The sequence below is a fragment of the Photorhabdus akhurstii genome (genome assembly GCF_019090985.1).
In the GTDB taxonomy this organism is placed as follows: Bacteria; Pseudomonadota; Gammaproteobacteria; order Enterobacterales; family Enterobacteriaceae; genus Photorhabdus; species Photorhabdus akhurstii.
This window is the reverse complement of the sequence record NZ_CP020335.1, coordinates 1,891,278-1,914,553: the sequence shown is the minus strand read 5'-3', so window position 1 is coordinate 1,914,553 and position 23,276 is coordinate 1,891,278. Positions and strand designations below refer to the sequence as shown.

General features: G+C 40.5%; 15 protein-coding genes and 1 pseudogene. 9 read left to right on the top strand and 7 right to left on the bottom strand.

Features of this window, described 5'->3' with window-relative positions; genetic code table 11:
- The first annotated feature begins 99 nt into the window (after positions 1 to 99).
- The 5 genes from ycaO to B0X70_RS08295 all read left to right on the top strand — a co-directional run bounded on the left by ycaO (position 100) and on the right by B0X70_RS08295 (position 6,634).
- Positions 100 to 1,863 carry a 30S ribosomal protein S12 methylthiotransferase accessory factor YcaO gene (gene ycaO, locus B0X70_RS08315; RefSeq protein WP_217471279.1) on the top strand — a complete coding sequence of 588 codons (1,764 nt, stop codon included), beginning with the start codon at positions 100 to 102 and terminating at the stop codon, positions 1,861 to 1,863.
- Between the two features lie 318 nt (positions 1,864 to 2,181).
- A complete protein-coding gene (gene focA / locus B0X70_RS08310; protein ID WP_214069094.1) occupies positions 2,182 to 3,039 on the top strand; it encodes a formate transporter FocA in 858 nt (285 codons plus the stop codon).
- Between the two features lie 55 nt (positions 3,040 to 3,094).
- Complete coding sequence (gene pflB, locus B0X70_RS08305) at positions 3,095 to 5,377, top strand: formate C-acetyltransferase (protein ID WP_217471278.1); 2,283 nt, start codon at positions 3,095 to 3,097, stop codon at positions 5,375 to 5,377.
- Between the two features lie 73 nt (positions 5,378 to 5,450).
- On the top strand, positions 5,451 to 6,191 hold the full coding sequence (gene pflA, locus B0X70_RS08300) for a pyruvate formate lyase 1-activating protein (RefSeq protein WP_214069096.1): 741 nt from the start codon (positions 5,451 to 5,453) through the stop codon (positions 6,189 to 6,191).
- Positions 6,192 to 6,331: 140 nt separating this feature from the next.
- Complete coding sequence (locus tag B0X70_RS08295) at positions 6,332 to 6,634, top strand: hypothetical protein (protein ID WP_217471277.1); 303 nt, start codon at positions 6,332 to 6,334, stop codon at positions 6,632 to 6,634.
- Positions 6,635 to 6,855: 221 nt separating this feature from the next.
- On the opposite strand, the pseudogene B0X70_RS08290 reads toward B0X70_RS08295, so the two are convergent.
- Both B0X70_RS08290 and B0X70_RS08285 read right to left on the bottom strand, forming a co-directional pair.
- A pseudogene (locus B0X70_RS08290) lies at positions 6,856 to 7,152 on the bottom strand (ISNCY family transposase); the annotation flags it as partial.
- A gap of 117 nt (positions 7,153 to 7,269) precedes the next feature.
- Positions 7,270 to 8,307: an Rpn family recombination-promoting nuclease/putative transposase gene (locus B0X70_RS08285; protein ID WP_217471276.1), complete on the bottom strand. Its 1,038-nt coding sequence runs from the start codon at positions 8,305 to 8,307 to the stop codon at positions 7,270 to 7,272.
- 502 nt (positions 8,308 to 8,809) lie between these two features.
- Between B0X70_RS08285 and B0X70_RS08280 the strand changes: the two genes are divergently transcribed.
- Positions 8,810 to 9,655: a DUF4225 domain-containing protein gene (locus tag B0X70_RS08280; protein ID WP_040154420.1), complete on the top strand. Its 846-nt coding sequence runs from the start codon at positions 8,810 to 8,812 to the stop codon at positions 9,653 to 9,655.
- Between the two features lie 346 nt (positions 9,656 to 10,001).
- Here B0X70_RS08280 and B0X70_RS08275 read toward each other — a convergent pair whose 3' ends face one another.
- Positions 10,002 to 10,481: an Hcp family type VI secretion system effector gene (locus B0X70_RS08275; RefSeq protein WP_036806741.1), complete on the bottom strand. Its 480-nt coding sequence runs from the start codon at positions 10,479 to 10,481 to the stop codon at positions 10,002 to 10,004.
- A gap of 371 nt (positions 10,482 to 10,852) precedes the next feature.
- On the opposite strand from B0X70_RS08275, the gene B0X70_RS08270 reads away from it, so the two are divergent.
- The 3 genes from B0X70_RS08270 to B0X70_RS08260 all read left to right on the top strand — a co-directional run bounded on the left by B0X70_RS08270 (position 10,853) and on the right by B0X70_RS08260 (position 16,055).
- Positions 10,853 to 11,650, top strand: coding sequence for a BPSS1780 family membrane protein (locus B0X70_RS08270; RefSeq protein WP_246593473.1), 798 nt, complete (start codon positions 10,853 to 10,855; stop codon positions 11,648 to 11,650).
- A gap of 1,570 nt (positions 11,651 to 13,220) precedes the next feature.
- Complete coding sequence (locus tag B0X70_RS08265; RefSeq protein ID WP_217471275.1) at positions 13,221 to 14,015, top strand: BPSS1780 family membrane protein; 795 nt, start codon at positions 13,221 to 13,223, stop codon at positions 14,013 to 14,015.
- Positions 14,016 to 15,254: 1,239 nt separating this feature from the next.
- Complete coding sequence (locus tag B0X70_RS08260) at positions 15,255 to 16,055, top strand: BPSS1780 family membrane protein (RefSeq protein ID WP_214067955.1); 801 nt, start codon at positions 15,255 to 15,257, stop codon at positions 16,053 to 16,055.
- Positions 16,056 to 16,172: 117 nt separating this feature from the next.
- Here B0X70_RS08260 and serS read toward each other — a convergent pair whose 3' ends face one another.
- The 4 genes from serS to B0X70_RS08240 form a co-directional block, all read right to left on the bottom strand.
- Positions 16,173 to 17,462, bottom strand: coding sequence for a serine--tRNA ligase (serS, locus tag B0X70_RS08255; protein WP_217471274.1), 1,290 nt, complete (start codon positions 17,460 to 17,462; stop codon positions 16,173 to 16,175).
- Between the two features lie 106 nt (positions 17,463 to 17,568).
- On the bottom strand, positions 17,569 to 18,912 hold the full coding sequence (locus tag B0X70_RS08250; RefSeq protein ID WP_217471273.1) for a replication-associated recombination protein A: 1,344 nt from the start codon (positions 18,910 to 18,912) through the stop codon (positions 17,569 to 17,571).
- 7 nt (positions 18,913 to 18,919) lie between these two features.
- A complete protein-coding gene (gene lolA, locus B0X70_RS08245; RefSeq protein ID WP_036815190.1) occupies positions 18,920 to 19,531 on the bottom strand; it encodes an outer membrane lipoprotein periplasmic chaperone LolA in 612 nt (203 codons plus the stop codon).
- Positions 19,532 to 19,621: 90 nt separating this feature from the next.
- On the bottom strand, positions 19,622 to 23,164 hold the full coding sequence (locus B0X70_RS08240; RefSeq protein WP_217471272.1) for a DNA translocase FtsK 4TM domain-containing protein: 3,543 nt from the start codon (positions 23,162 to 23,164) through the stop codon (positions 19,622 to 19,624).
- Between the last annotated feature and the right edge of the window lie 112 nt (positions 23,165 to 23,276).

Below are 23,276 nucleotides of genomic sequence, written 5' to 3'. Positions count from 1 at the left end.
TGATGATAACAATAAATCTGTGATACATACCAGACTTTAGCTACTGAAAAAAAACTCGTATGATGAGCGCCCCATAACGAGCACTCATAAGTGAATACCATGACGCAAACCTTTATTCCCGGCAAAGACGCCGCACTGGAAGACTCAATCAACCGTTTTCAGCAAAAACTGCAACGCCTTGGTTTTAATATTGAAGAAGCTTCATGGCTGAATCCGGTTCCCAATGTCTGGTCAGTTCATATCCGCGACCACGATTGTCCTCTCTGTTTTACCAATGGCAAAGGCGCCAGCAAGAAAGCCGCTTTAGCTTCTGCTTTAGGGGAGTATTTTGAACGCCTGTCAACCAACTATTTTTTTGCTGACTTCTATTTAGGAGAAGCTATCGCTAGCGGTGATTTTGTCCATTATCCCAATGAAAAATGGTTTGCTTTACCGGACGATGATTCTTTACCAGAAGGCATTCTGGATGACCGGTTACGTAAATTTTATGATCCTGAGAATGACTTATGCGCCAGTCAGTTAGTTGATTTGCAATCAGATAATGAAGAGCGTGGTATCTGCTCACTACCGTTTACTCGTCAATCTGATCATCATACCGTCTATATTCCGATGAATATTATTGGCAATCTTTATGTTTCCAATGGTATGTCAGCCGGTAATACTATGAATGAAGCCAGAGTTCAGGGACTATCTGAAGTTTTTGAACGTTATGTGAAGAATCGTATTATCGCCGAAGGCATCAGCCTGCCAGAAATTCCCCAAGAAGTGATGAATCGTTATCCTGGTGTTGTTGCCGCGGTTAACAAATTACAGGATGAAGGTTTCCCACTCTATTGTTATGACGCCTCCCTCGGTGGGCAATTCCCGGTTATTTGTGTAGTGCTGTTTAATCCTAATAACGGAACCTGTTTCGCCTCTTTTGGAGCACATCCTGAATTTGGTGTGGCACTGGAACGTACTGTGACCGAATTATTACAGGGCCGCAGTTTGAAAGATCTGGATGTGTTTAATGCTCCCACTTTCGATAATGAAGAAGTGGCAGAACATACCAATCTGGAGACTCACTTTATTGATTCAAGCGGTTTAATCAGTTGGGATTTGTTTAAACAAGATGCTGATTACGCGTTTACTGACTGGAATTTCAGCGGCACGACAGAAGAAGAGTTCGCCACTTTGATGGCAATCTTCAAACAATTGGATGCCGAAGTTTATATTGCTGACTACGAGCACCTCGGTGTTTATGCCTGCCGTATTCTGGTTCCGGGGATGTCTGATATTTATCCTGTAGAAGATTTACATCTTGCTAATAATACGATGGGAATCCATCTACGGGAAACTTTATTAGCATTACCGGATAACCAATGGCAAGCCGAAGAATATCTGGCACTAATTGATCAATTAGATGAAGAAGGTTTGGATGATTTTACCCGTGTCCGTGAATTGCTTGGTATTGCGGTGGGTAAAGATAATGGCTGGAGCAATTTACGTGTCGGTGAATTGAAATCCATGTTGGCACTGGCTGGCGGTGATTTGGAACAGGCTTTAATTTGGGTAGAGTGGACCCAAGATTTTAACGCCTCAGTCTTTACCTCCGAACGCGCTAATTATTATCGCTGTTTGCAAACACTGCTTTTACTTGCTCTGGAAGAGGATAAAGAGCCGACACAATATTATCAAGCATTCGTAAAAATGTACGGGCAAGATGCTGTTGAAGCAGCATCAGCAGCTATTTCTGGTGAACACTGTTTTTATGGCCTGTGGTCAGTTGATTCAGATTTAAAATCACTGCCCGCTCATCAAGCTTTATTAGCCGCTTATGAGAAGCTGCAAAAAGCAAAACGCGACTTCTGGAACGCAAAATAAAATTGTAGAAAAGACAATTCATAATTAAAAGTAAAATTCAGGTTAAATTAAATTTATTTTCAACAACAAATAAATAACAATTTAGCCTGTAATTTTACTTATCAAACGCCCTACCAATAGGTTAAATAAAAAATATCATAATTTTTAAAATTTTTTTATTTCATTAAAATCAATCAATTAATTAGAATTTCAACCATTTTCATTCCCCAAAACCGAGTCTACTGTCAGGGGATTATGATCTATATCAATTTTCCTTCTTCAAGCCTTTGTTACTATCGTTACGTACCGTAACTTATTAATGATAAAGAGAATGTTGGTATGAAAGCTGACAACCCCTTTAACCTATTACCACCTGCGGTAATGACACAAATCGCCAATGACATTGGTGTTTATAAAACGACTAAACCTGTCGCCATTACTTATCTGTCAGCAATAACTGCCGGGGTTTTTATTTCCATTGCATTTGTCTTTTATATTACCGCGACTACAGGAACCGCATCTGTCCCTTATGGATTAGCTAAATTAGTTGGCGGTATCTGTTTCTCCCTTGGATTAATGTTAGTTGTCGTGTGTGGCGCAGATTTATTTACTTCCACTGTGCTAACGATTATTGCCAAAGCAACCGGGCGTATAACCTGGCATCAAATGATTAAAAACTGGATTAACGTCTATTTCGGTAATTTAATTGGCGCGTCATTTTTTGTCGCCATTATCTGGTTTGCCGGTCAATATCGTATTGCCGACGGATTATGGGGCTTGAATGTCTTGCAAACAGCAAACCATAAAATGCATCACTCTTTTATTGAAGCGCTATTTTTAGGCATTCTCGCCAATTTAATGGTTTGTCTCGCGGTTTGGATGAGTTATGCCGGACGTAGTTTAATGGATAAAATATTTGCCATGATTTTGCCAATAAGCATGTTTGTTGCCAGCGGCTTTGAACACAGCATTGCAAATATGTTTTTAATCCCGCTTGGTATTATTATTAAGCATTTCTCACCAACTGAGTTCTGGATTAATATAGGGGCGACACCTGAACAATTTTCTCAACTCACCATTTCACACTTTATTACTGACAATTTAATTCCGGTCACTATTGGTAACATTATCGGTGGTGCCGTTTTGGTGGGTTTAACTTACTGGTCAATTTATCTGCGTAATGGGCAAAAACATTAATTCGCTCCCTTATTTAGTTTCTCAAAAGTTCGATTATTATAAAGGTAGAAGTATCATGACTGAATTAAATAAAAAGTTCTCTGTCGCATGGCAAGGTTTTAATCAGGGGGATTGGCAGAATGAAGTCAACGTTCGTGACTTCATCCAAAAAAACTATATTCCATACGAGGGTGATGAATCTTTCCTGGCCGGTTCGACAAAGGCGACCGATACCTTATGGGAAAAAGTCATGGAAGGTATCAAAATCGAAAACCGCACTCACGCACCGGTTGATTTTGATACTGATGTTGCTGCTACTATTACCTCCCACGATGCAGGTTACATCGAAAAAGATCTGGAAACTATTGTTGGCCTGCAAACGGAAGCCCCATTAAAACGTGCGTTGATCCCATTTGGCGGCATCAAAATGGTGGAAGGCTCATGCAAAGTTTATGGTCGTGAACTCGATCCTAAATTGAAACAGATTTTCACTGAATACCGTAAAACGCATAATCAGGGGGTTTTTGATGTTTACACGCCAGATATTCTGAAATGCCGAAAATCCGGGGTTCTGACCGGTCTACCTGATGCCTATGGCCGCGGTCGCATTATTGGCGATTACCGTCGCGTTGCGGTATACGGCATCGATTTCTTGCGTGAAGATAAATTAGCTCAGTTCAATTCATTGCAGGAAAAACTGGAAAACGGTGAAGATCTGGCAATGACTATTCAATTGCGTGAAGAGATCGCTGAACAGCACCGTGCTCTGGGCCAGATTAAAGAGATGGCGGCTAAATACGGCTATGATATTTCTGGCCCCGCCACTGACGCTAAGGAAGCGATACAGTGGACCTATTTCGCTTACCTGGCGGCGGTTAAATCTCAGAATGGCGCCGCGATGTCTTTCGGTCGTGTTTCCAGCTTCCTGGATATCTACATCGAACGTGACCTGCAAGCAGGTAAGTTGACAGAAATTGAAACACAGGAATTGATCGACCATCTGGTGATGAAACTACGTATGGTGCGTTTCCTGCGTACCCCTGAATATGACGAACTGTTCTCCGGCGACCCAATCTGGGCAACAGAATCGCTGGCGGGTATGGGGTTGGATGGCCGCACACTGGTGACTAAAAACAGCTTCCGTTTCCTGAACACCCTATACACGATGGGCCCATCACCAGAACCCAACATGACCATCCTGTGGTCCGAAAAACTGCCGATAAATTTCAAAAAATTCGCGGCAAAAGTGTCTATCGATACCTCATCTTTACAATATGAGAACGATGATCTGATGCGCCCCGACTTCAACAACGATGATTACGCTATCGCTTGTTGTGTCAGCCCGATGATTGTGGGTAAACAGATGCAATTCTTCGGCGCCCGCGCTAATCTGGCGAAAACTATGCTGTACGCTATTAACGGCGGTGTGGATGAAAAGCTGAAAATGCAGGTTGGCCCGAAAGAAGAACCGATGAAAGATGCAGTGCTGGATTACGACAAAGTAATGGCCCGCATGGACCACTTTATGGACTGGCTGGCAAAACAGTATGTTACCGCACTAAACATCATTCACTATATGCATGATAAATATAGCTATGAAGCCGCACTGATGGCGCTGCACGACCGTGATGTTCATCGTACTATGGCCTGTGGCATTGCTGGTCTGTCTGTCGCCGCTGACTCGTTGTCTGCCATCAAATATGCCAAAGTGACTCCAATCCGCGATGAAAATGGTTTAGCGGTTGACTTCAAGATTGAAGGTGAATATCCACAATTTGGCAACAACGACTCACGTGTCGATGATATCGCCTGTGATCTGGTTGAACGTTTCATGAAAAAAATCCAGAAACTGAATACTTATCGCAACGCAGTACCTACGCAATCCGTTCTGACCATCACTTCTAACGTGGTCTATGGCAAGAAAACCGGCAACACCCCTGACGGGCGTCGTGCCGGCGCGCCATTTGGGCCCGGAGCCAATCCAATGCATGGTCGCGATCAAAAAGGCGCCGTCGCCTCTTTAACCTCTGTGGCTAAGCTGCCCTTCGCCTATGCGAAAGATGGTATCTCTTACACCTTCTCTATCGTACCGAATGCGTTAGGAAAAGATGATGAAACACGCAAAACTAATTTAGCGGGTTTACTGGATGGTTATTTCCACCATGAAGCAGAAATTGAAGGTGGTCAACATCTGAACGTCAATGTGATGAACCGTGACATGCTGCTTGATGCGATGGAAGACCCTGAAAAATATCCTCAACTCACTATTCGGGTATCGGGTTATGCCGTACGTTTCAACTCACTGACTAAAGAGCAACAACAGGATGTGATTACCCGTACTTTCACCCAATCTATGTAATAATTTGCTAACAAAGGCCCTGAATTCTGGGGCCTCTATTCGTTTATCCTGCCAGTTTTGGAGCAAACCTGTTATGTCGGTACTTGGTCGTATCCACTCTTTCGAATCCTGTGGCACCGTTGATGGCCCCGGTATCCGGTTTATTGTTTTCTTTCAGGGCTGCCTGATGCGCTGCCTCTATTGCCATAACCGCGACACATGGAATACCCACGGCGGCAAAGACGTGACTGTTGAAGAGTTAATAAAAGAAGCGACAACCTATCGTCACTTTATGAACGCTTCCGGTGGAGGTGTTACTGCATCAGGGGGCGAAGCAGTTCTTCAAGCTGAATTTGTACGTGATTGGTTCCGAGCCTGTCGTGCCGAAGGTATTCATACTTGTCTTGATACTAATGGATTTGTCCGCCGCTATGGTCCGGTTATTGATGAATTGATGGATGCAACCGATCTCGTGATGCTCGATTTGAAGCAACTTAATGATGAAGTCCATCAGAAATTAGTCGGTGTTTCAAATCATCGCACCTTGGAGTTTGCCCGCTATTTGGCTAAACGTAACCAGAAAACCTGGATCCGCTATGTTGTGGTTCCAGATTGGTCCGATGATAATGAATCAGTTCATAAACTAGGTGAATTTACCCAAGATATGAAAAATATTGAAAAAATCGAGCTTCTGCCTTATCACGAACTCGGTAAACATAAATGGATTACTATGGGCGAGGAATATCAATTAGAAGGAGTGAAACCACCTGCAAAAGAGACAATGGATAGTGTAAAAAACATTCTAGAAAGTTATGGTCATAAAGTTGTGTATTAACTAATTTATTTAATTTCCATCTCTGAAATGACGTTTAAAAACAGAAGGAAAAACCATCTTAAATATCAAACCCTAGCTTGCTAGGATCAAACTGTGCGCACAAGTGGATACAATATTTGGGATGAAAAGGTTTATTAAAAATGGACTTCATATTAAGCAGAGATCGCAATAGAAACAGTGAATATTATTCAACAATGAGTGGTCTTGCAGCTAGATCGGTAAATGAGTCAGCATTATCTTCATCAAAATTTATTAAAGATAATATTTTAAGAATGAAATTTCAGAATGAAGTCAAATCATTCACTCATCACCAAATTGAAATTATTAATAGCTCATCATCCGACTCATTAAAACAGCAAGAGGTCGCCTCAGAAGATAAAGCTAATCACCCCATTTTTTCATTCCAGAAGCGGCATTTTAAAGTTGCAATAACACCTTCATAATATCAATGGCTTTTAATCATTGCACATGTGGCAAATTCCCCTGTATCAGAGTTTGTAAATTTTGATACCTTACAACAAATTGAGGTTTCGACGAAACAGAACGAGTCTGGTTTTATCTTCGCTGGACAAACGTAAAAGTCCCTTATATAGCCATCATCCTGAATAAGAACAAAAATGCCGATCTTGAATATCGGCATTTTGTTGTGAAAGAGAAGATTAATTTAATGCTTTAACGCTTCAATTTTATCCCGGCTCAGCCCAGTACTGGTGACAATAATGTCCAAACTCACGCCATGCCGTAATAAGGCACAAGCCGTTTCCAGTTTACCTTCCTCCCTACCTTCAACTCGGCCTTCAGCTCTGCCCTCAACTCGGCCCTCAGCTCGACCTTCCTTTCTACCTTCAGCTCGGCCTTCTGTTCGACCTTCTGTTCGACCCTGCTCGCGCCCTTTTTGTTCAAGCTGTTCTGCAATAGTCATCAACATCGTTTCATGCTCCGGAGATTGTTGTTCCAGTCTGGCATGTTTCAGCTTCACCTAGCAAACGTAAAAGTCCTCTGTATAGCCATCATCCTGAATAAGAACAAAAATGCCGATCTTGAATATCGGCATTTTGTTGTGAAAGAGAAGATTAATTTAATGCTTTAACGCTTCAATTTTATCCCGGCTCAGCCCGGTACTGGTGACAATAATGTCCAAACTCACGCCATGCCGTAATAAAGCACAAGCCGTTTCCAGTTTACCTTCCTCCCTACCTTCAACTCGACCTTCAGCTCTGCCCTCAACTCGGCCCTCAGCTCGACCTTCCTTTCTACCTTCAGCTCGACCTTCTGTTCGACCTTCTGTTCGACCTTCCATTCGACCTTCCATTCGACCTTCCATTCGACCTTCTGTTCGGCCCTGCTCGCGCCCTTTTTGTTCAAGCTGTTCTGCAATAGTCATCAACATCGTTTCATGCTCCGGAGATTGTTCAATCAGTTGATGGACAAATTGGGAGAGATCCAGCGTATGTCCATTCAGTAAAATATAGCGTAACACCACATTGCGCTGCTCAGTTGTATTATACCCTCCATTCAGAAGTTCCACCAATTGGGGGACCCATTCCAGCATATCCCGGCAGCGGATGTGTTTTTGCACCAGCTCCATCAGGGCAACCCCTTTATGCGTCAGGATCTCTTCATCGCTGAGCGCACTGACGTCCACCAACGGAAACGCCTGACGGTATAAGCGGGCAGCCTGTTCGGGGAGCGTAAAACAATCCAGCCACCGGTTTGTGTAAGGATACGGCCGAACCTCCCCATGATAAAACAGCAGCGGCGCGACCAAAGGGAGTTCAGTATGGCCTTTTTTCAGGTGGGCCGCCATTGCTAACATGGCATAATACATCAGCCGCCAGGCCATTAATGGATCAGGGGTAGACTGATGCTCAATCAGACAATAGATATAGCCCTGTCCCCGGGCCGTTTCAACCGAGTAGAGCACATCACTGTGCAGTTGACGCAAATGCTGGTCCACAAAACTGCCGGGTTCCAGTTTCAATGTGGCTAAATCACACAACGATTGGATCTCTTCGGGCAGATAAAGGGATAAAAACTCCCTGGCCGTTTCGGGCCGCGTTAAAAAATGTTTAAATAATGCGTCATGGTGAGGCCGTTGTTTTTCTTTCTTTACCACAATCGTTTCTCTGTCTTATCAGTTAGTCATCGTCACTCATTATCAAAGCTATAATATCGCTGGAAAACCCGCAATCAAGTTACCAAAAACATCTTGCCATATTTTCTCAGGCAGGTCTTTACCGAATGCATTAATATAAGAGCCTAAAGAATCAAATATCAGAAAAGAAAAAATTAGGAAACATTATATTCACAACAACGCTAATAACAATAAGCCTATCAAGCATCGAAAAAAATCAAGGCATTAATTTATATAAAATAATTACATCACACTTTTCTTAAATAAAAAAATACATCCAGAAAATAAATAAAGAAATTAGTATTTGTATTGAAGAAAATTTATAACGGATTTTGCTAATAATCCCACGTCTTAAAACACGCTAAAAAAGTATCCTTACGAGTAAATTACAAGTAAAAATAAACCTTGACTTATAATTTCAATTGTATATTTTTAGTACATAACGCTATGTTAAACTAAATTTCAAAGAAACAGGTTACTTATTATGGATGCTTTAGATGAATTTTACGAAAGAAATCCTTCCGCCAGAGGATACTTGGATAACAGTACTAATGAAGAAAGAAAACTCCTAAAAATTCAAATGGATAAACAAAATGAGTTGATGATGCTTATGAACCGAGTTGCCGATAAATATGTAAAATGGAGTCTGGCCAAAGACCATTTTATCGGTGAAGTCATGGCCTATTGCCAAGAAAACACATCAAAGATAAATACCGGGGAGATCTCAATCTCTGAAGCAATAGCTTTATTAGACGAAGAAATCCGATCATTAGAAGAGCAAGATTCAATGCTTTCTCAAAAGAGTGTAAGGCAAGCCATTGTTGTAAAGAAAAAGGTAAACAGTGAAAATGCTAAAAGTAGGAATAATGAGACAGTTAATTTGATTGTCTCATGGATTGGATTTGTATCTGGCAGTATACAACTCATTGGTGGATTTCTTGCTATTGATAGCGGTGTTGGAGCAGCACTTGGAGCACCATTGATGGCTCATGGCTTCAATAATATTATTGAAAGTGGTTATTATATCCTTTATCGCGAAAGCTATACTGGGCCAGTTAAATTCATCTATGAAGGGGTTGGAGAAAAAGCTTTTGGAATGGATAAACGCGATGCTGATGTGGTATATACATCGGTTGATGTTGGTATGTCTATTAATGGTTTTTTTGGTTATAAGCTTGAACCAGACAATCAAAGATTATATCGGTATATAAATGCTGATCTGCTTATTGGCTTAAAACGACGAGGTATAGAAACGATGAATTACAAAGAGATAGCTTTAGAGATTTTCGGTGACGCAAATACCATTTTTGGGCAATATAGATCATATTGAAGGAAGATATAGAATGATAGACTATTTATATATTATTTTTTCTTTACTTGCACTCTATCCATTATATTGTGCTTTTAAGAAACTTTTAATTCCCTATGATGTTTACATTAACCTTTTAGCTATATTACTTATGATGGCGTCTAATATTTTTCATCTAAATGTTGCCTATACTGGTCAAATTCCATTTCTTAGTGTATCCACATCAGATAATGATTTTATGCTATACACTTCTTTTATACTATCTTTCTTGTGTACCATTACATTTATGATCGCATGCGGCAAACATTATAGGAAAAACAAATGGTAATTTTGCCGGTAAAATAACACTATTTTACCGGCAAATAAATTAATAAACGCGATCATCCCAAATACTATAAGCACTTGTCCCTGCTATATGATGAGTCCATGTGATACTCTTATAACGTAAAGATATAGTTTCCTGCGGCTGTGCGCCAGCATGTGTTATCGAATGGGGGTGATAAACAGCTAAATCAACTATCGTCGCCTCAATTACCTTTATAGTGTAATACAATTCCTGAATCCCGAATTGACTCGCTCTGTAAATATCAAAGATACCGTCCAATATTTCATTTTCTGACATCGCTATTCCCAAAAGCGGTGACGATTTATCAACAGGTTTTTTAAATGTTATCGGATGGTGCCTGGCATACTGATCCCAAGTTAAAGAGTGATTAAGGTTATATATGAATATCTGATCTGTACGATCTAACTGACCTTTATTTCCTATTGAATCTATCGATGAACAACCTGCCGATATCAATCCCTGCTTACGGCCCTTTAAGGTTAAATAGATTAAGTCTGACATATGTATTCCTTCTTAGCGTTAAAATGCCAACTACTAACTATTAGTAGGGATTTCCATTCTACAGAAAAAAACACCCAATGGAATTAAAATTATTCCGATCATATGGGTTAGAAGTTAATTAAATTCAGCCGTCAGTTAACATTGAAACACTTTATTACAATTATTATCAATTTGATACAATTAGAAACACTTAGCAATACTTTGTAGGAAATTATTTATCTTTTCTGGTCGTTACTTATATTTAACGCTTGTTGAACAATAGAATTAATATAATATATTTACCTAATCTCTCAATCTGACTGCATCTTCCGAGATAAAGTCAAAAAGGCGATTTGAAATATCATGTATCAACACATTATTTGAAAAATTATATGGACAATCAAAATCTAAACTCAAACTCCAATGTTATGCCTGACGACAGTCAGGAAATATTTATTCCTGATGGTCAGTCCCTCAGCAGCTCTGAAGGAGTGAAATGGATTGGTCAAGCATGGCAACTCACCAAGGATAAATGGGGCATGTGGATACTACTCTATATTATCTATTCTATATGTATAGCTGGTTTCGTGCTTATTCCTTTTATTGGAATATTTGCCGGGCTTTTGAACCCAGTATTTATCGGCGGTATAATTGCTGTGTGCGAAAAACAGAGAACTACCGGAGAATTCGAACTGGAGCTGTTATTCAACGGATTCCAGAAAAACTTTGCGTCACTGCTCGGCGTTGGCGCTTTAACGTTTGGTATCATACTCCTCGGTGTTATCGCACTATTTATGGGCGGTGGTAGTGCCGTACTTCATATCCTACTAGCCGTTCAACATGGTGAAATCTCAGCCGAAGTGCTTAAAAATGGCCTATCCTCATTACTTCTTAGTCTCTTTATTCTGATGGTTTTCTTAATTGTGAATGCCGCATTGACTTGGTTTGCGCCAGCACTAATTGTCATCCACAATCTGAAATTTGATGCTGCCATATCCATGAGTTTAGCCGCAGTGAGAAAGAATCTATTACCCGGTTTATTATTCTTTATCACCTCCGCGATCATCTTCATAATCTCGATAATGACTTTTGGTTTAGGTTTTCTCATCTCTATACCAATACTTTTAGTTAGTTATTATTCCTCTTATCGCAGTATTTTTATCGGTAAGGATAAATCATCAACATTTTAATCGGCTAAAAGATATTTAGGTTGGCAAGCCTCTCTATTTAAAACGAGGTTTGTTTTTTTATGATGGGAAACTCCTGCCATTTTTCCCTCTTAACCCCGTTTGATTGCCATTATAGGTTGAATTCTTACCGCAAAGCATAAACCATTTAAGGATTATTTAAAACGAGTAAAAAAATCCGAAGTTATACTGATATTGGAAGAAAAAACGTCAAGAAAAATGAAGTCTAAATTGATTAACAAAATGGGAAAATGACAAATCACCGCATTAAGTAAACTTGCCGAAACAAAAGATTTTACATAGCCGTAATACGTTTTCAAAAAATCAGATAAATCATTAAAAGAAGCCGAAAAATCCTTAGATTAACTAGACTAACATAAAAAATTTAAAAAGATTAAAAGCCATTAAAGAAATAAGCATTGATTTTAATACCATTAATGCCAGATTTTAAAAAAGTACAGGCGCTAAAAACAGCTTATTCCCCGTCGTGTTTAATGCATTTATCGACGATTTTATCCCCCCGATCATTTTACATTTATTTAAACTGCCATAACCATTTAAAAGCACGAACACAGAGAGATTAAGGTTTTTATGTGGCAGGAATATTTAACTATAGTGCAATTTTTTATAAAAGCAATTAATTACACTTAATCGAAATCTATTAACCATTAATAGAGAACTGAAAAGAAATCAGCATGTAAAGGAATATTACCCAAATAGATTGATATTAAGGTGTTTTCTCGCCATTATTTTATGCAGCAAACCATAAAAATGACCTAATAAAAAATGGATAAAACGGTTAATGTGTCGGGATTTAAACCCTTAAAAAGAAAGGGATTATTCGAGAAAACATAAAGGTATATCTTTATATCATCATGCTATTTACTGGTTGATTTATCAAGATAAGATAAAGGTAAAACAGAGCCAGTAAAGATAAAAAAAGTATGATTAATGTTGGTTAAACGAAAAATACGATATTTCATAATGATTAAACTTAATGAAAAGCAGATGTTAAAAGTGGTAAAAAATGGTTAAAACCTTATGCCAATTAAAACCCAAAGTTAAAACAATAGTTTTTAATAACAGTATAAAACCTTCTTTTGGTAAAGCTTATCAGTGAAAACAACAACTTTTTTATTAATACTTATATAACCAATAAGATAATGATATGAATAGGTTAATCAAACAATCTGTTTTCCCAAAAGGGATGATTTTAATAGCGTTTTCAACTACAAGAGTAAATTTTTTCATAACCAATTAAATAATCTATGATGAAAAATCGGCATTGAAATATTAATTAAGCTCTATGAAAGAAGATACAATATATTACAAAGGTGGCTTAGTTATTTAAGTAATGGTAAAACCATTAGTTCAAGTTAAAAAACAAACAAATAGAGAATTATTGCTTATAAATCTACCACTTTATTGGCTAATTACTCCTATTTAGTACTTGTTGGTTAATAAAATTAATATAATATACTTACCAGCTTTTTACATCCGACCGTGACTTTCAAAGTACAGATAGAAAAAGCAATTTAATAAATTACAAATCGATAATTAAATTGGAAAATACATGGATAATAAGAATCTAGATTTTAATTCCAACACTATATCCAACAATCAGGAGGTATTTATTCTTGGCGGTCAGTACCTCAATAGCGGCGAAGGCATAAAATGGATTGGTCAATCATGGTGGCTCGTCAGAAATAAGTTAAGTATGTGGATACTACTCGGTATTATTTATTGCATCATTACAATAGCTATTCAATTTATTCCTTTCCTTGGGATACTTTATGTAATTTTTAGTTCAGTATTTCTTGGCGGTATTATTACCATGTGTGAAAAACAAAGAGCGACTGGGCAATTCAAACTAGGATTGTTATTCAGCGGATTTCAGAAAAACTTTGCATCACTGCTTGGCGTTGGTGCTTTATCGTTTGGCATTATGTTCCTTGGCATTATCACAATGCTTATTATCAGCGGCAGTACAATGGATCAGATATTGTTAGATAGCCAAGATGGTGAGATTCCTGTTGATATATTCGAAAATGATCTCTCTTCATTATACCTTGGTGCTTTTGTTCTGATTATTTTTAACATTTTTGGTACTGCTTTAACCTGGTTTGCACCAGCATTAATCGTTATTCATAATTTGAAATTTGGTGCTGCCTTGTCAATGAGCCTGGAAGCTGTGGAAAAAAACCTACTGCCCGGTTTGTTATTCTTCATCACCTTGACAGTCATTTTCATAATCTCGGTAATGACTTTGGGTTTAGGTTTTCTAATCTCTATACCGGTATTTATTGTTAGCTATTATTCCTCCTACCGCAGCATTTTTATCAATACGAATAAATCATCCACATTTTAATTATCTAAAAAACACATCTACTATTTGCTGAAAGTAATCACTTTATTTTCAGCAAATCATAACGAAGACAAAAAAGCGCTATTTAATCTTGAAATCATTGAGAAACCCTACTATTTCAAACAAAGTTTGTTTTTTATGATGAGAAAACTCCTGCCATTTTCTCGATTAAACCTGATTTATTTACACTTTCACCCCAGAACATAAAGCAGATGCTTTTTAGCACTCTTTTCACAAAAAACAGGTAAAAGCGTTAACAATGAAAGGTAAAAAACAGTGATTAAGGATTTTTAAAAATGGATAAAAAATCCGATGCTATACTGATATTATAAGAGAAAACATCAGGAAAAACGGGGTTTAAATTGATTAACAAAGTGGTAAAACGTCAGGTAACTACATTAAGAAAACTTGTTTAAACAAAATATTTTTCACGGTTATAAGAATTTTTTAAAAACCATAACTTTAATGCATTTATCAGCGATTTTTACATTTAACTAACCTACCATGATCATTTAAAAGCACAAATATAAAGGGGTTAAAACTTTTATACAAAAAACGGATTTAACTAAATATACGCATCCTGTTACTCATAGCATTATTATATGGCGTTTATTATGCAATAACCGCGATATCTTAAATACTCAACATTAAACTAAATACAAAGCAGGTATCAAGCGTGGTAAAAACAACCGTTAAAACCTTATACCGATTAAAATCAGAAGTTAAAACAATGGTTTTTAATAACAGGTTTAAAATCGGCCTATCATAAAGCTATCGGTGAAAAATGAAAAATAAAAATTGAATTTATTAATGCTTATATTCCATGAAGAAGGCTCATCAGGATGCAAATAGGTTAACCATTCCCAAAACAACCAACTTTAATGATATTTTCAACCACAAGAAAAAATTTTTTTATAAACCAGTTAAATAATCTATAATGGAAAATAGGCATTGAAATATAAATATTAATTAATTTACATGATAGAAACTACAATATATTACCTAAATAACTTAATTATTTAGGTAAGTATAAAACCACTCGAACAAGTTAAAACACACACAGCAACACATTGCTTATAAATCCACCACGCCCATTAGGTAATTACTCCTATTTAGTACTTGTTGATTAATAAATTTAATATATTATACTTGCCAGCTTTTTACGGCTGACTGTAACTTTGAAAACTCAGACAGAAAAAGCGATTTAATAAATTACAAGTTAATAATGAAATTGGAAAATACATGGATAATAAGAGCCTAAATTTTAATTCCAACACTATACCCAACAATCAAGAGGTATTTATCCCTGGTGGTCAATCCCTCAGTAGCACAGAAGGTATGGAATGGATTAGTCAAGCATGGAGTCTCGTCAAACGTAAATTGGGTATGTGGATACTACTTAGTATCATTTATTTCATTATCATATCTGGTTTACAGCTTATTCCTTTCCTTGGGATATTTACAGGGATTTTAGGTTCAGTACTGGCCGGAGGCGTTATTGCTCTGTGTGAAAAACAGAGAACTACCGGAGAATTTGAATTCGGGCTGTTATTCAGCGGATTTCAGAAAAACTTTGCGTCACTACTTGGCGTTGGCGCTTTATCGTTTGGCATTATGATCCTTGGTATCATAGCAATGTTTATTACCGGCGGTAGTGCAGTGATTAATATCATCTTAGCAAGTCAATCTGGTGAAATTCCTGTTGACATATTCCTAGGTGATTTGTCCCCATTATTTCTTAGTTTCTTTATTCTGTTCATCTTCAGCATTATTGCTGCTGCTTTAACCTGGTTTGCACCAGCGTTAATCGTTCTTCATGATTTAAAATTTGGTGCTGCCGTATCAATGAGCCTGGAGGCAGTGAAGAAGAATTTATTGCCCGGTTTATTATTCTTTAGTATCTTTGGGTTAATGATGGTGCTTTCTATAGTGACTTTAGGCTTGGGCCTTTTAGTCTCTATACCCATATATTTCGCTAGCTATTACTCCTCTTACCGTAGCATTTTTATCGGTAAAGAGAAATCATCGACTTTAGTTAATTAAAAGATAAAGATACATCTATTATTTACTGAATCCAGTAATTTTATTCTCAGTAAATTTGTAATTAATCAAATAGACAGCAAAAAGCGCCAAATCTGGCGCTTTTCATTAATACGATAATTAACCAATATATTCCAAACCACCCATATATGGACGCAATACTTCGGGGATTTCAATGCGACCATCGGCTTGCTGATAGTTTTCCATAATGGCAACCAGAGTACGGCCTACAGCCAAACCAGAGCCATTCAGGGTATGAAGTAATTGAGTTTTCTTATCCTCTTTACCGCGGAAACGTGCTTGCATACGGCGCGCCTGGAAATCCCACATGTTAGAGCAGGAGGAGATTTCGCGATATGTGTTCTGAGCCGGTAACCATACTTCCAAATCATAAGTTTTACATGCGCTAAAACCCATATCACCGGTACACAATAAGACTTTACGATAGGGCAGATTCAGTAATTGCAGTACTTTCTCTGCGTGACCTGTCAACGATTCCAGTGCATTCATTGATTCATCAGGATGAACAATCTGAACCAGTTCAACTTTATCAAACTGATGCATCCGGATCAGACCACGGGTGTCACGACCATAAGACCCCGCTTCTGAACGGAAACAAGGAGTATGAGCAGTCATTTTTAGTGGTAGTTCACTTTCATCCAGAATGTCACCACGAACCAAGTTGGTTATCGGAACTTCAGCGGTCGGAATCAACGCATAATGACTTTCCGCCTCTTCTTCCAACGGTTTGGTATGGAAAAGGTCTTCACCAAATTTCGGCAATTGGCCCGTACCATATAAGGTTTCATGGTTAACCAGATAGGGAACATAAGTTTCCAAATAGCCATGCTGTTCTGTGTGAAGGTTTAGCATAAATTGCGCTAAGGCCCGATGCAGACGAGCAATTTGCCCTTTCATCACCACAAAACGCGAACCCGTTAGTTTAACCGCGGCGGCAAAGTCCAGACCATTGGTCAACTCACCTAATGAAACATGATCTTGAATCTCAAAATCATATTTACGTGGCTCACCCCAACGGCTCACTTCCAAATTATCGCTCTCATCTTTACCTACCGGTACGGAGTCATCTGGAATGTTAGGGATACTTAAGGCTAAATCACGGATTTCAGCTTGAAGTTTTTCCAGTTCGGCTTTCGCTGTATCCAACTTTTCACCTAACTGGTTCACTTCCTGACGCAGTGGATCAATATCTTCACCACGGGCTTTTGCCGCACCAATAGCTTTCGATCGAGAATTACGTTCTGCTTGCAGGGTTTCAGTTTCAACTTGTAAAACTTTACGGCGCTCTTCTTGTTTGCGCAGCGTATCCACGTCAAGGGTATAGCCCCTGCGAGCCAGTTTTTCGGCGACTGCGCCTAGCTCATTACGCAGTATGTTTGGATCGAGCATGCTAGTCCTGTGCTTGTCGTTATTAAGTTAGATGATATAAATAGGCCCACACAAGTTGATGGGCCATAAGGTATTTTTACCCGTCAACCTTACCGCAACAATAACGTTAGCGATAGCGTTTTATCGGGCTATTTTGATCCTGTTCAGCAAGCCAGGCGAGTTTATCGCCTATTTTACTTTCTAATCCTCGGTTAGCCGGATGATAATAGCGGGTTTCCCGCATCTCAGGTGGAAAATAAACTTCACCCGCCGCGTAAGCATTAGGTTCGTCATGAGCATAACGATATTCTTCGCCAAGCCCCATCCCTTTCATCAATGTTGTCGGTGCATTGCGCAAATGTGCAGGAACATCATAGTCAGGTTTCTCCTTCGCATCAGCCATCGCTGCCTTAAACGCGGTATAAACCGCGTTACTTTTCGGTGCGCAAGCAAGGTAAACAATAGCTTGAGCAATCGCTCTTTCACCTTCTGCCGGACCAACGCGCGTAAAACAATCCCATGCAGCAATGGCTACCTGCATTCCCCGAGGATCGGCATTACCAACATCTTCGGAAGCAATAGCCAATAAACGGCGGGCAACATATAACGGATCACCACCGGCGGTAATGATCCGGGCATACCAGTAAAGTGCAGCGTCAGGCGCAGAACCACGAACGGATTTATGCAGTGCTGAAATCAAATCGTAATAACGATCACCTTTATTATCAAAACGAGCACTTCGCTCTCCACTGACCTCTTTCAATAGCGCCGGTGTCAAAACCCTCTCTCCCTGAGCATTGGTTTCTGCCATATCCGCCATCATTTCCAGCAAATTCAATGAACGACGGGCATCGCCGGAAACCAGCTCCGCAATCATGTGACGGGTATTTTCAGGCAAAATGATATTCTGTCCATGATAACCGCGCTCTTGATCATTCATTGTTTGATCAAGCACCTGCTCAATCTCTTCTGTTGTCAATGATTTAAGCAAATAGACCCGTGCCCGTGAAAGTAATGCGGAATTCAGCTCAAAAGAGGGGTTCTCCGTTGTCGCACCGATAAAGGTGATCGTGCCATCTTCAATGTGTGGCAGAAAAGCATCCTGTTGGCTTTTGTTAAAACGATGTACTTCATCAACAAACAGGATAGTTCTACGCCCTGCATTCCGGTTTTGACGCGCCTTTTCAATCGATTCACGTATCTCTTTGATGCCGGAAGTGACCGCAGATATCCGTTCAACATCAGCCTGAGCATAATGCCCAATAATTTCAGCTAATGTTGTTTTGCCCGTCCCCGGCGGCCCCCATAAAATCATGGAGTGAAGTTGTCCAGCCCGGATAGCCCTTGGAAGTGGTTTTCCTTCTGCCAGTAAATGCTGCTGGCCGATATATTGCTCTAATGCCATTGGCCGCATACGCGCGGCCAATGGCTGGAATTCATTTTGTGAAAAATCGAGTGACAGGCTATTCACTTAAACCTCACTGGCGCTGATCATCCAGCGTAACGCCTTTCGGTAGCGTAAAACTGAACTTTGCCGCATCCACATGGGTATTTTGCTGCCCTTTTAATTGATAAGCACTCTTTTGTCCATCCTGTTCTATGGCAGAAAATTTTTGGATAGCGCCATCCGTCGTGACGGTAATCGAGAAGCGTTTCAGATTGCCAGCGACATTATTCGGCGTCAGTTCAAAATCATTTCCTTGCTGGCTAATTTTATATTGAGACCAATCTTTAGCATCGTTACGAGTAATTAACATAAACGGCGTGTTACCTGTGGCATCTTTCAACCAATTGGCCGTTACCTGTTCAACAAACGGATTATAAAACCACAATGTTTTACCATCCGATACCAAGACGCTTTCATCCGGTGATGTCATATGCCAGTTAAATAGGTTTGGACGCTTAACCCACAATTGTCCTTCACCTTCCTGAATTGTCGCCCCATCATCACTGGTGACTGTCTGAGTAAAACTGGCATGAAAACTATTTACTTTACCCAAACGCTCCTGCAAATTCTGGCTAGCATTTGCCCATGCCGCATTGATACTCATGCCAGCCATTAAACAACCAATCAATATCAGCTTTTTCATGTAAGAAATACCTTTCTCAGCGTTATTACTTCTTTTTTCTCAACGTTATTACTTCAAGTGATTTACTATCAGGGTCTTCAATATTCACTATCAACTCTCATGTGGCGGTGGGGCCAATACTTCACGATTACCATTATGACCTGGAGCACTGACAATCTGTTGCGCCTCCATCTGTTCCACAATACGCGCCGCTCGGTTATAACCAATGCGGAATTGACGCTGGACACCAGAAATCGAAACTCGCCGTTTTTCCGTCACAAATTGAACTGCCTGATCAAACAGAGCATCTAGCTCTTCATCACTGTCAAAGCCTAAGCCGCCTTCTGCATCATCACCACCACTGAGAATGCTGTCAACATACTCTGGACGACCACGAGCTTTCCAATCATTCACCACTTCATGAACTTCCTGATCCCGAACAAAGGCGCCATGAACACGCACCGGAATCGAGGAGTTTGGCGCCAAATAAAGCATATCCCCCATGCCCAACAGGGATTCAGCGCCGCCTTGATCAAGGATGGTGCGGGAATCAATTTTGCTGGAAACCGTAAAAGCAATACGCGTCGGAATATTCGCTTTAATCAAACCGGTAATAATATCGACCGATGGACGTTGGGTCGCCAGAACCAAATGGATACCAGCAGCACGCGCTTTCTGCGCTAATCGTGCAATCAGCTCTTCAACTTTTTTACCGACAGTCATCATTAAGTCAGCAAATTCATCGACCATGACAACGATGTATGGCTCTTTTTTCAGTACTGGATGAATAATATCCATGCTGTCACCGGGCTTCCAGAATGGGTGAGGGATTGGGCGTCCCATTTCTTCTGCCTGTTTAACCTTTTCGTTATAACCCGCTAGATTACGCACCCCTAATGCGGACATCAGTTTATAACGGCGCTCCATTTCACTAACGCACCAGCGCAGTGCATTAGCAGCATCTTTCATATCGGTAACAACTTCGGTTAACAGGTGCGGTATGCCCTCATAAACCGATAGCTCCAACATTTTCGGGTCAATCATAATAAAGCGCACATCCTCTGGTTTCGCTTTATAGAGAATGCTGAGGATCATGGCGTTGACGCCAACAGATTTACCCGAACCGGTTGTACCCGCCACCAGCAAGTGCGGCATTTTACCTAAATCAGCGACAACCGGCTGACCGCCAATATCTTTACCCAATACAATTGTTAGCGGCGATGGATTATCACGGAACTTTTCACAATCCAATACTTCACGCAAATAGACCGTCTGACGTTTTTTATTCGGCAATTCCAAACCAACATAAGGTTTACCCGGGATCACTTCAACAATACGCACGGCGACCGCGGATAGAGAACGTGCTAAGTCTCTTGATAAATTGGAAATACGTGCTGCTTTAACACCCGGAGCCAAATCCAGTTCAAACCGGGTAATCACCGGACCGGGTGAGAAACCGACGACATCAGCTTTAACTCGATAATCACTCAGACGCGCTTCAATCAAACGGGACGTTTGCTCAAGGGCAAACATATCAACGGGTTCTTCTTCTGCTAAAGGACTGGTTAGCAGTTCGAGCGAAGGCATTGGTGTCGTTGGTTTTGGCAACGGTTGATCGTTACGAACCAAAAACGGATGGAATAAGCTATTTTGCTGCGGTTGCTGCGGTTGCTGCGGTTGCTGCGGTTGCTGCGGTTGCTGCGGTTGCTGCGGTTGCTGCGGTTGCTGCGGTTGCTGCGGTTGCTGCGGTTGCTGCGGTTGCTGCGGTTGCTGCGGTTGCTGCGGTTGCTGCGGTTGCTGCGGTTGCTGCGGTTGCTGCGGTTGCTGCGGTTGCTGCGGTTGCTGCGGTTGCTGCGGTTGCTGCGGTTGCTGCGGTTGCTGCGGTTGCTGCGGTTGCTGCGGTTGCTGCGCAGTATTGTGTACAGGCGCTGACGCAAAAGCAATTTCTGTGGGCCGTTCTGATTGATTTTTCGGCGCGGATTGAACAGAAGGCATAAACAGCGGCTCTGTTGGCTCCTTTTCAACTAAATCTTCAACCGGCGAGAAGTTATTTAAAATCGATAAACTCTCCAGAGCCGAGAGCTCTTTTTTCTCTTGGCGACTTTGCTCTTGATAACGCTTATGTTGCGACTGCTCAACTGTCTGTTTAACAATCTCTGTCGCTGTTTGAGCCTGTTCTTCCACCGAAGGCCGATTTTCCGGCTCAAATAAATTCTGTCTTATTTGAGGCTGAATTGAGACCTGTTCTTCTGTATCCGTCGTAATACGATAACGCTCGCGCTGTTGCTCAAGAAATTGCTGACGCAGCAACGCTTCTTGCTGTTCATCAACATCAATATCATCATCCGATCCATCTACTTGCTGTTTGATCTCATACTCACGCTGCTGTTCTGCAAGACGTTGTGAAGGAACTTTGATTCCATACAGTTCACGGCGGGTTGGAATACGGACAGGATTAGGACGAGGTAGTTCTGGTCCGATTCCTTGTTTAACCTGAGAGTTACCCGTTATAACCGTTGCGGCGGCGGCTGCCATAACATTTTTTTGCTCTGTATTTTTTGGCTCTGTTTCAGTCATAAAAGTGAAAGTATTACTGCTGTTTTGGCTACTTTCGACAGATTCAAATGTTGGCGTCCCTTGACGGTTAGATTCAGATATAGGTTCAAAATGGTACTCAGCAGGAATTTCAAATGTATAACGAATAGGTTCGTCGTTATTATTCTTTTCACTCTCTTCCACTAATGGCTGAGGCTGTACAATATCATCATCAGATGTATTGACCAAAATTTTAGGTTCAACATCAATATCAGCCATATTAATGGTAGGAATATCCGTTGGCTGTTCTTGTTCGATTTCTGTTTTCACTGATTCTGGTTCATCCAGTTCAGTTTTTGCTAACTCTGCGGCTGAAGGTGCTGTAAATAGCACATCATCATGATCAATATCAGCCGCTGTGAATTCAGGTTCTGTTTTATCATAGGCGAGATCTTCCCGCTCAATAACCGTTTCATCGTATGGCGTATATTCTTGTTCATTACGGCTGCGGTTGGTAATAAATCCTATTGCCCCCAGAATCACTGCCCCTGTTTTTTCAGCAATAGTTAACCATGACCAGCCAGTAAATAGCGTAAACCCAATCGCCCAAATACACAGCAAGACTAAAGTCGCGCCCAATTCATTAAACCAAGGCAACATTGCGCTGCTAAACAGACTGCCAATAATCCCGCCGGAAGCAAAGTAATGGAGATCGTCAACATTCAGCGCCGCTAATCCACATGAAGTTAAGACGATTGCCAATGCGCCAATAACGCGCAAAGCCAGCGCGAAGAAATCGACATACTCCCGGTCATCATGTTGCCTAAAAGCAGTCCAACAACCCAATATCATCACCGGGGGAATGGCATAAGCTAGAATACCAAATGCAGAAAACAGCGTATCGGCCAACCATGCGCCAACCCCGCCACCCAAATTATGCACCGGTTCATGCCATGCAGTCTGAGACCAACTGGGATCAGAAGGATTAAAACTGACAAGCGCGACCATCAGATAAGCCGCCAGGATGACAATAACAAGCAACACAGCTTCTAACAGCCTGCGCCCACTACTCAGTCTCTTTAACTTAATATTTTTATCTTCTGTATATTCCTGGCTCAAGAAAGGCTCTCCAGGTTTCCTGTTGATTTAACGGAACAGTTGATTTAACGGAACAACGCCGAGATAGCTCAGCGTTGAAACTGTATGCATAAACAGGAGTGTACCTAAGTTT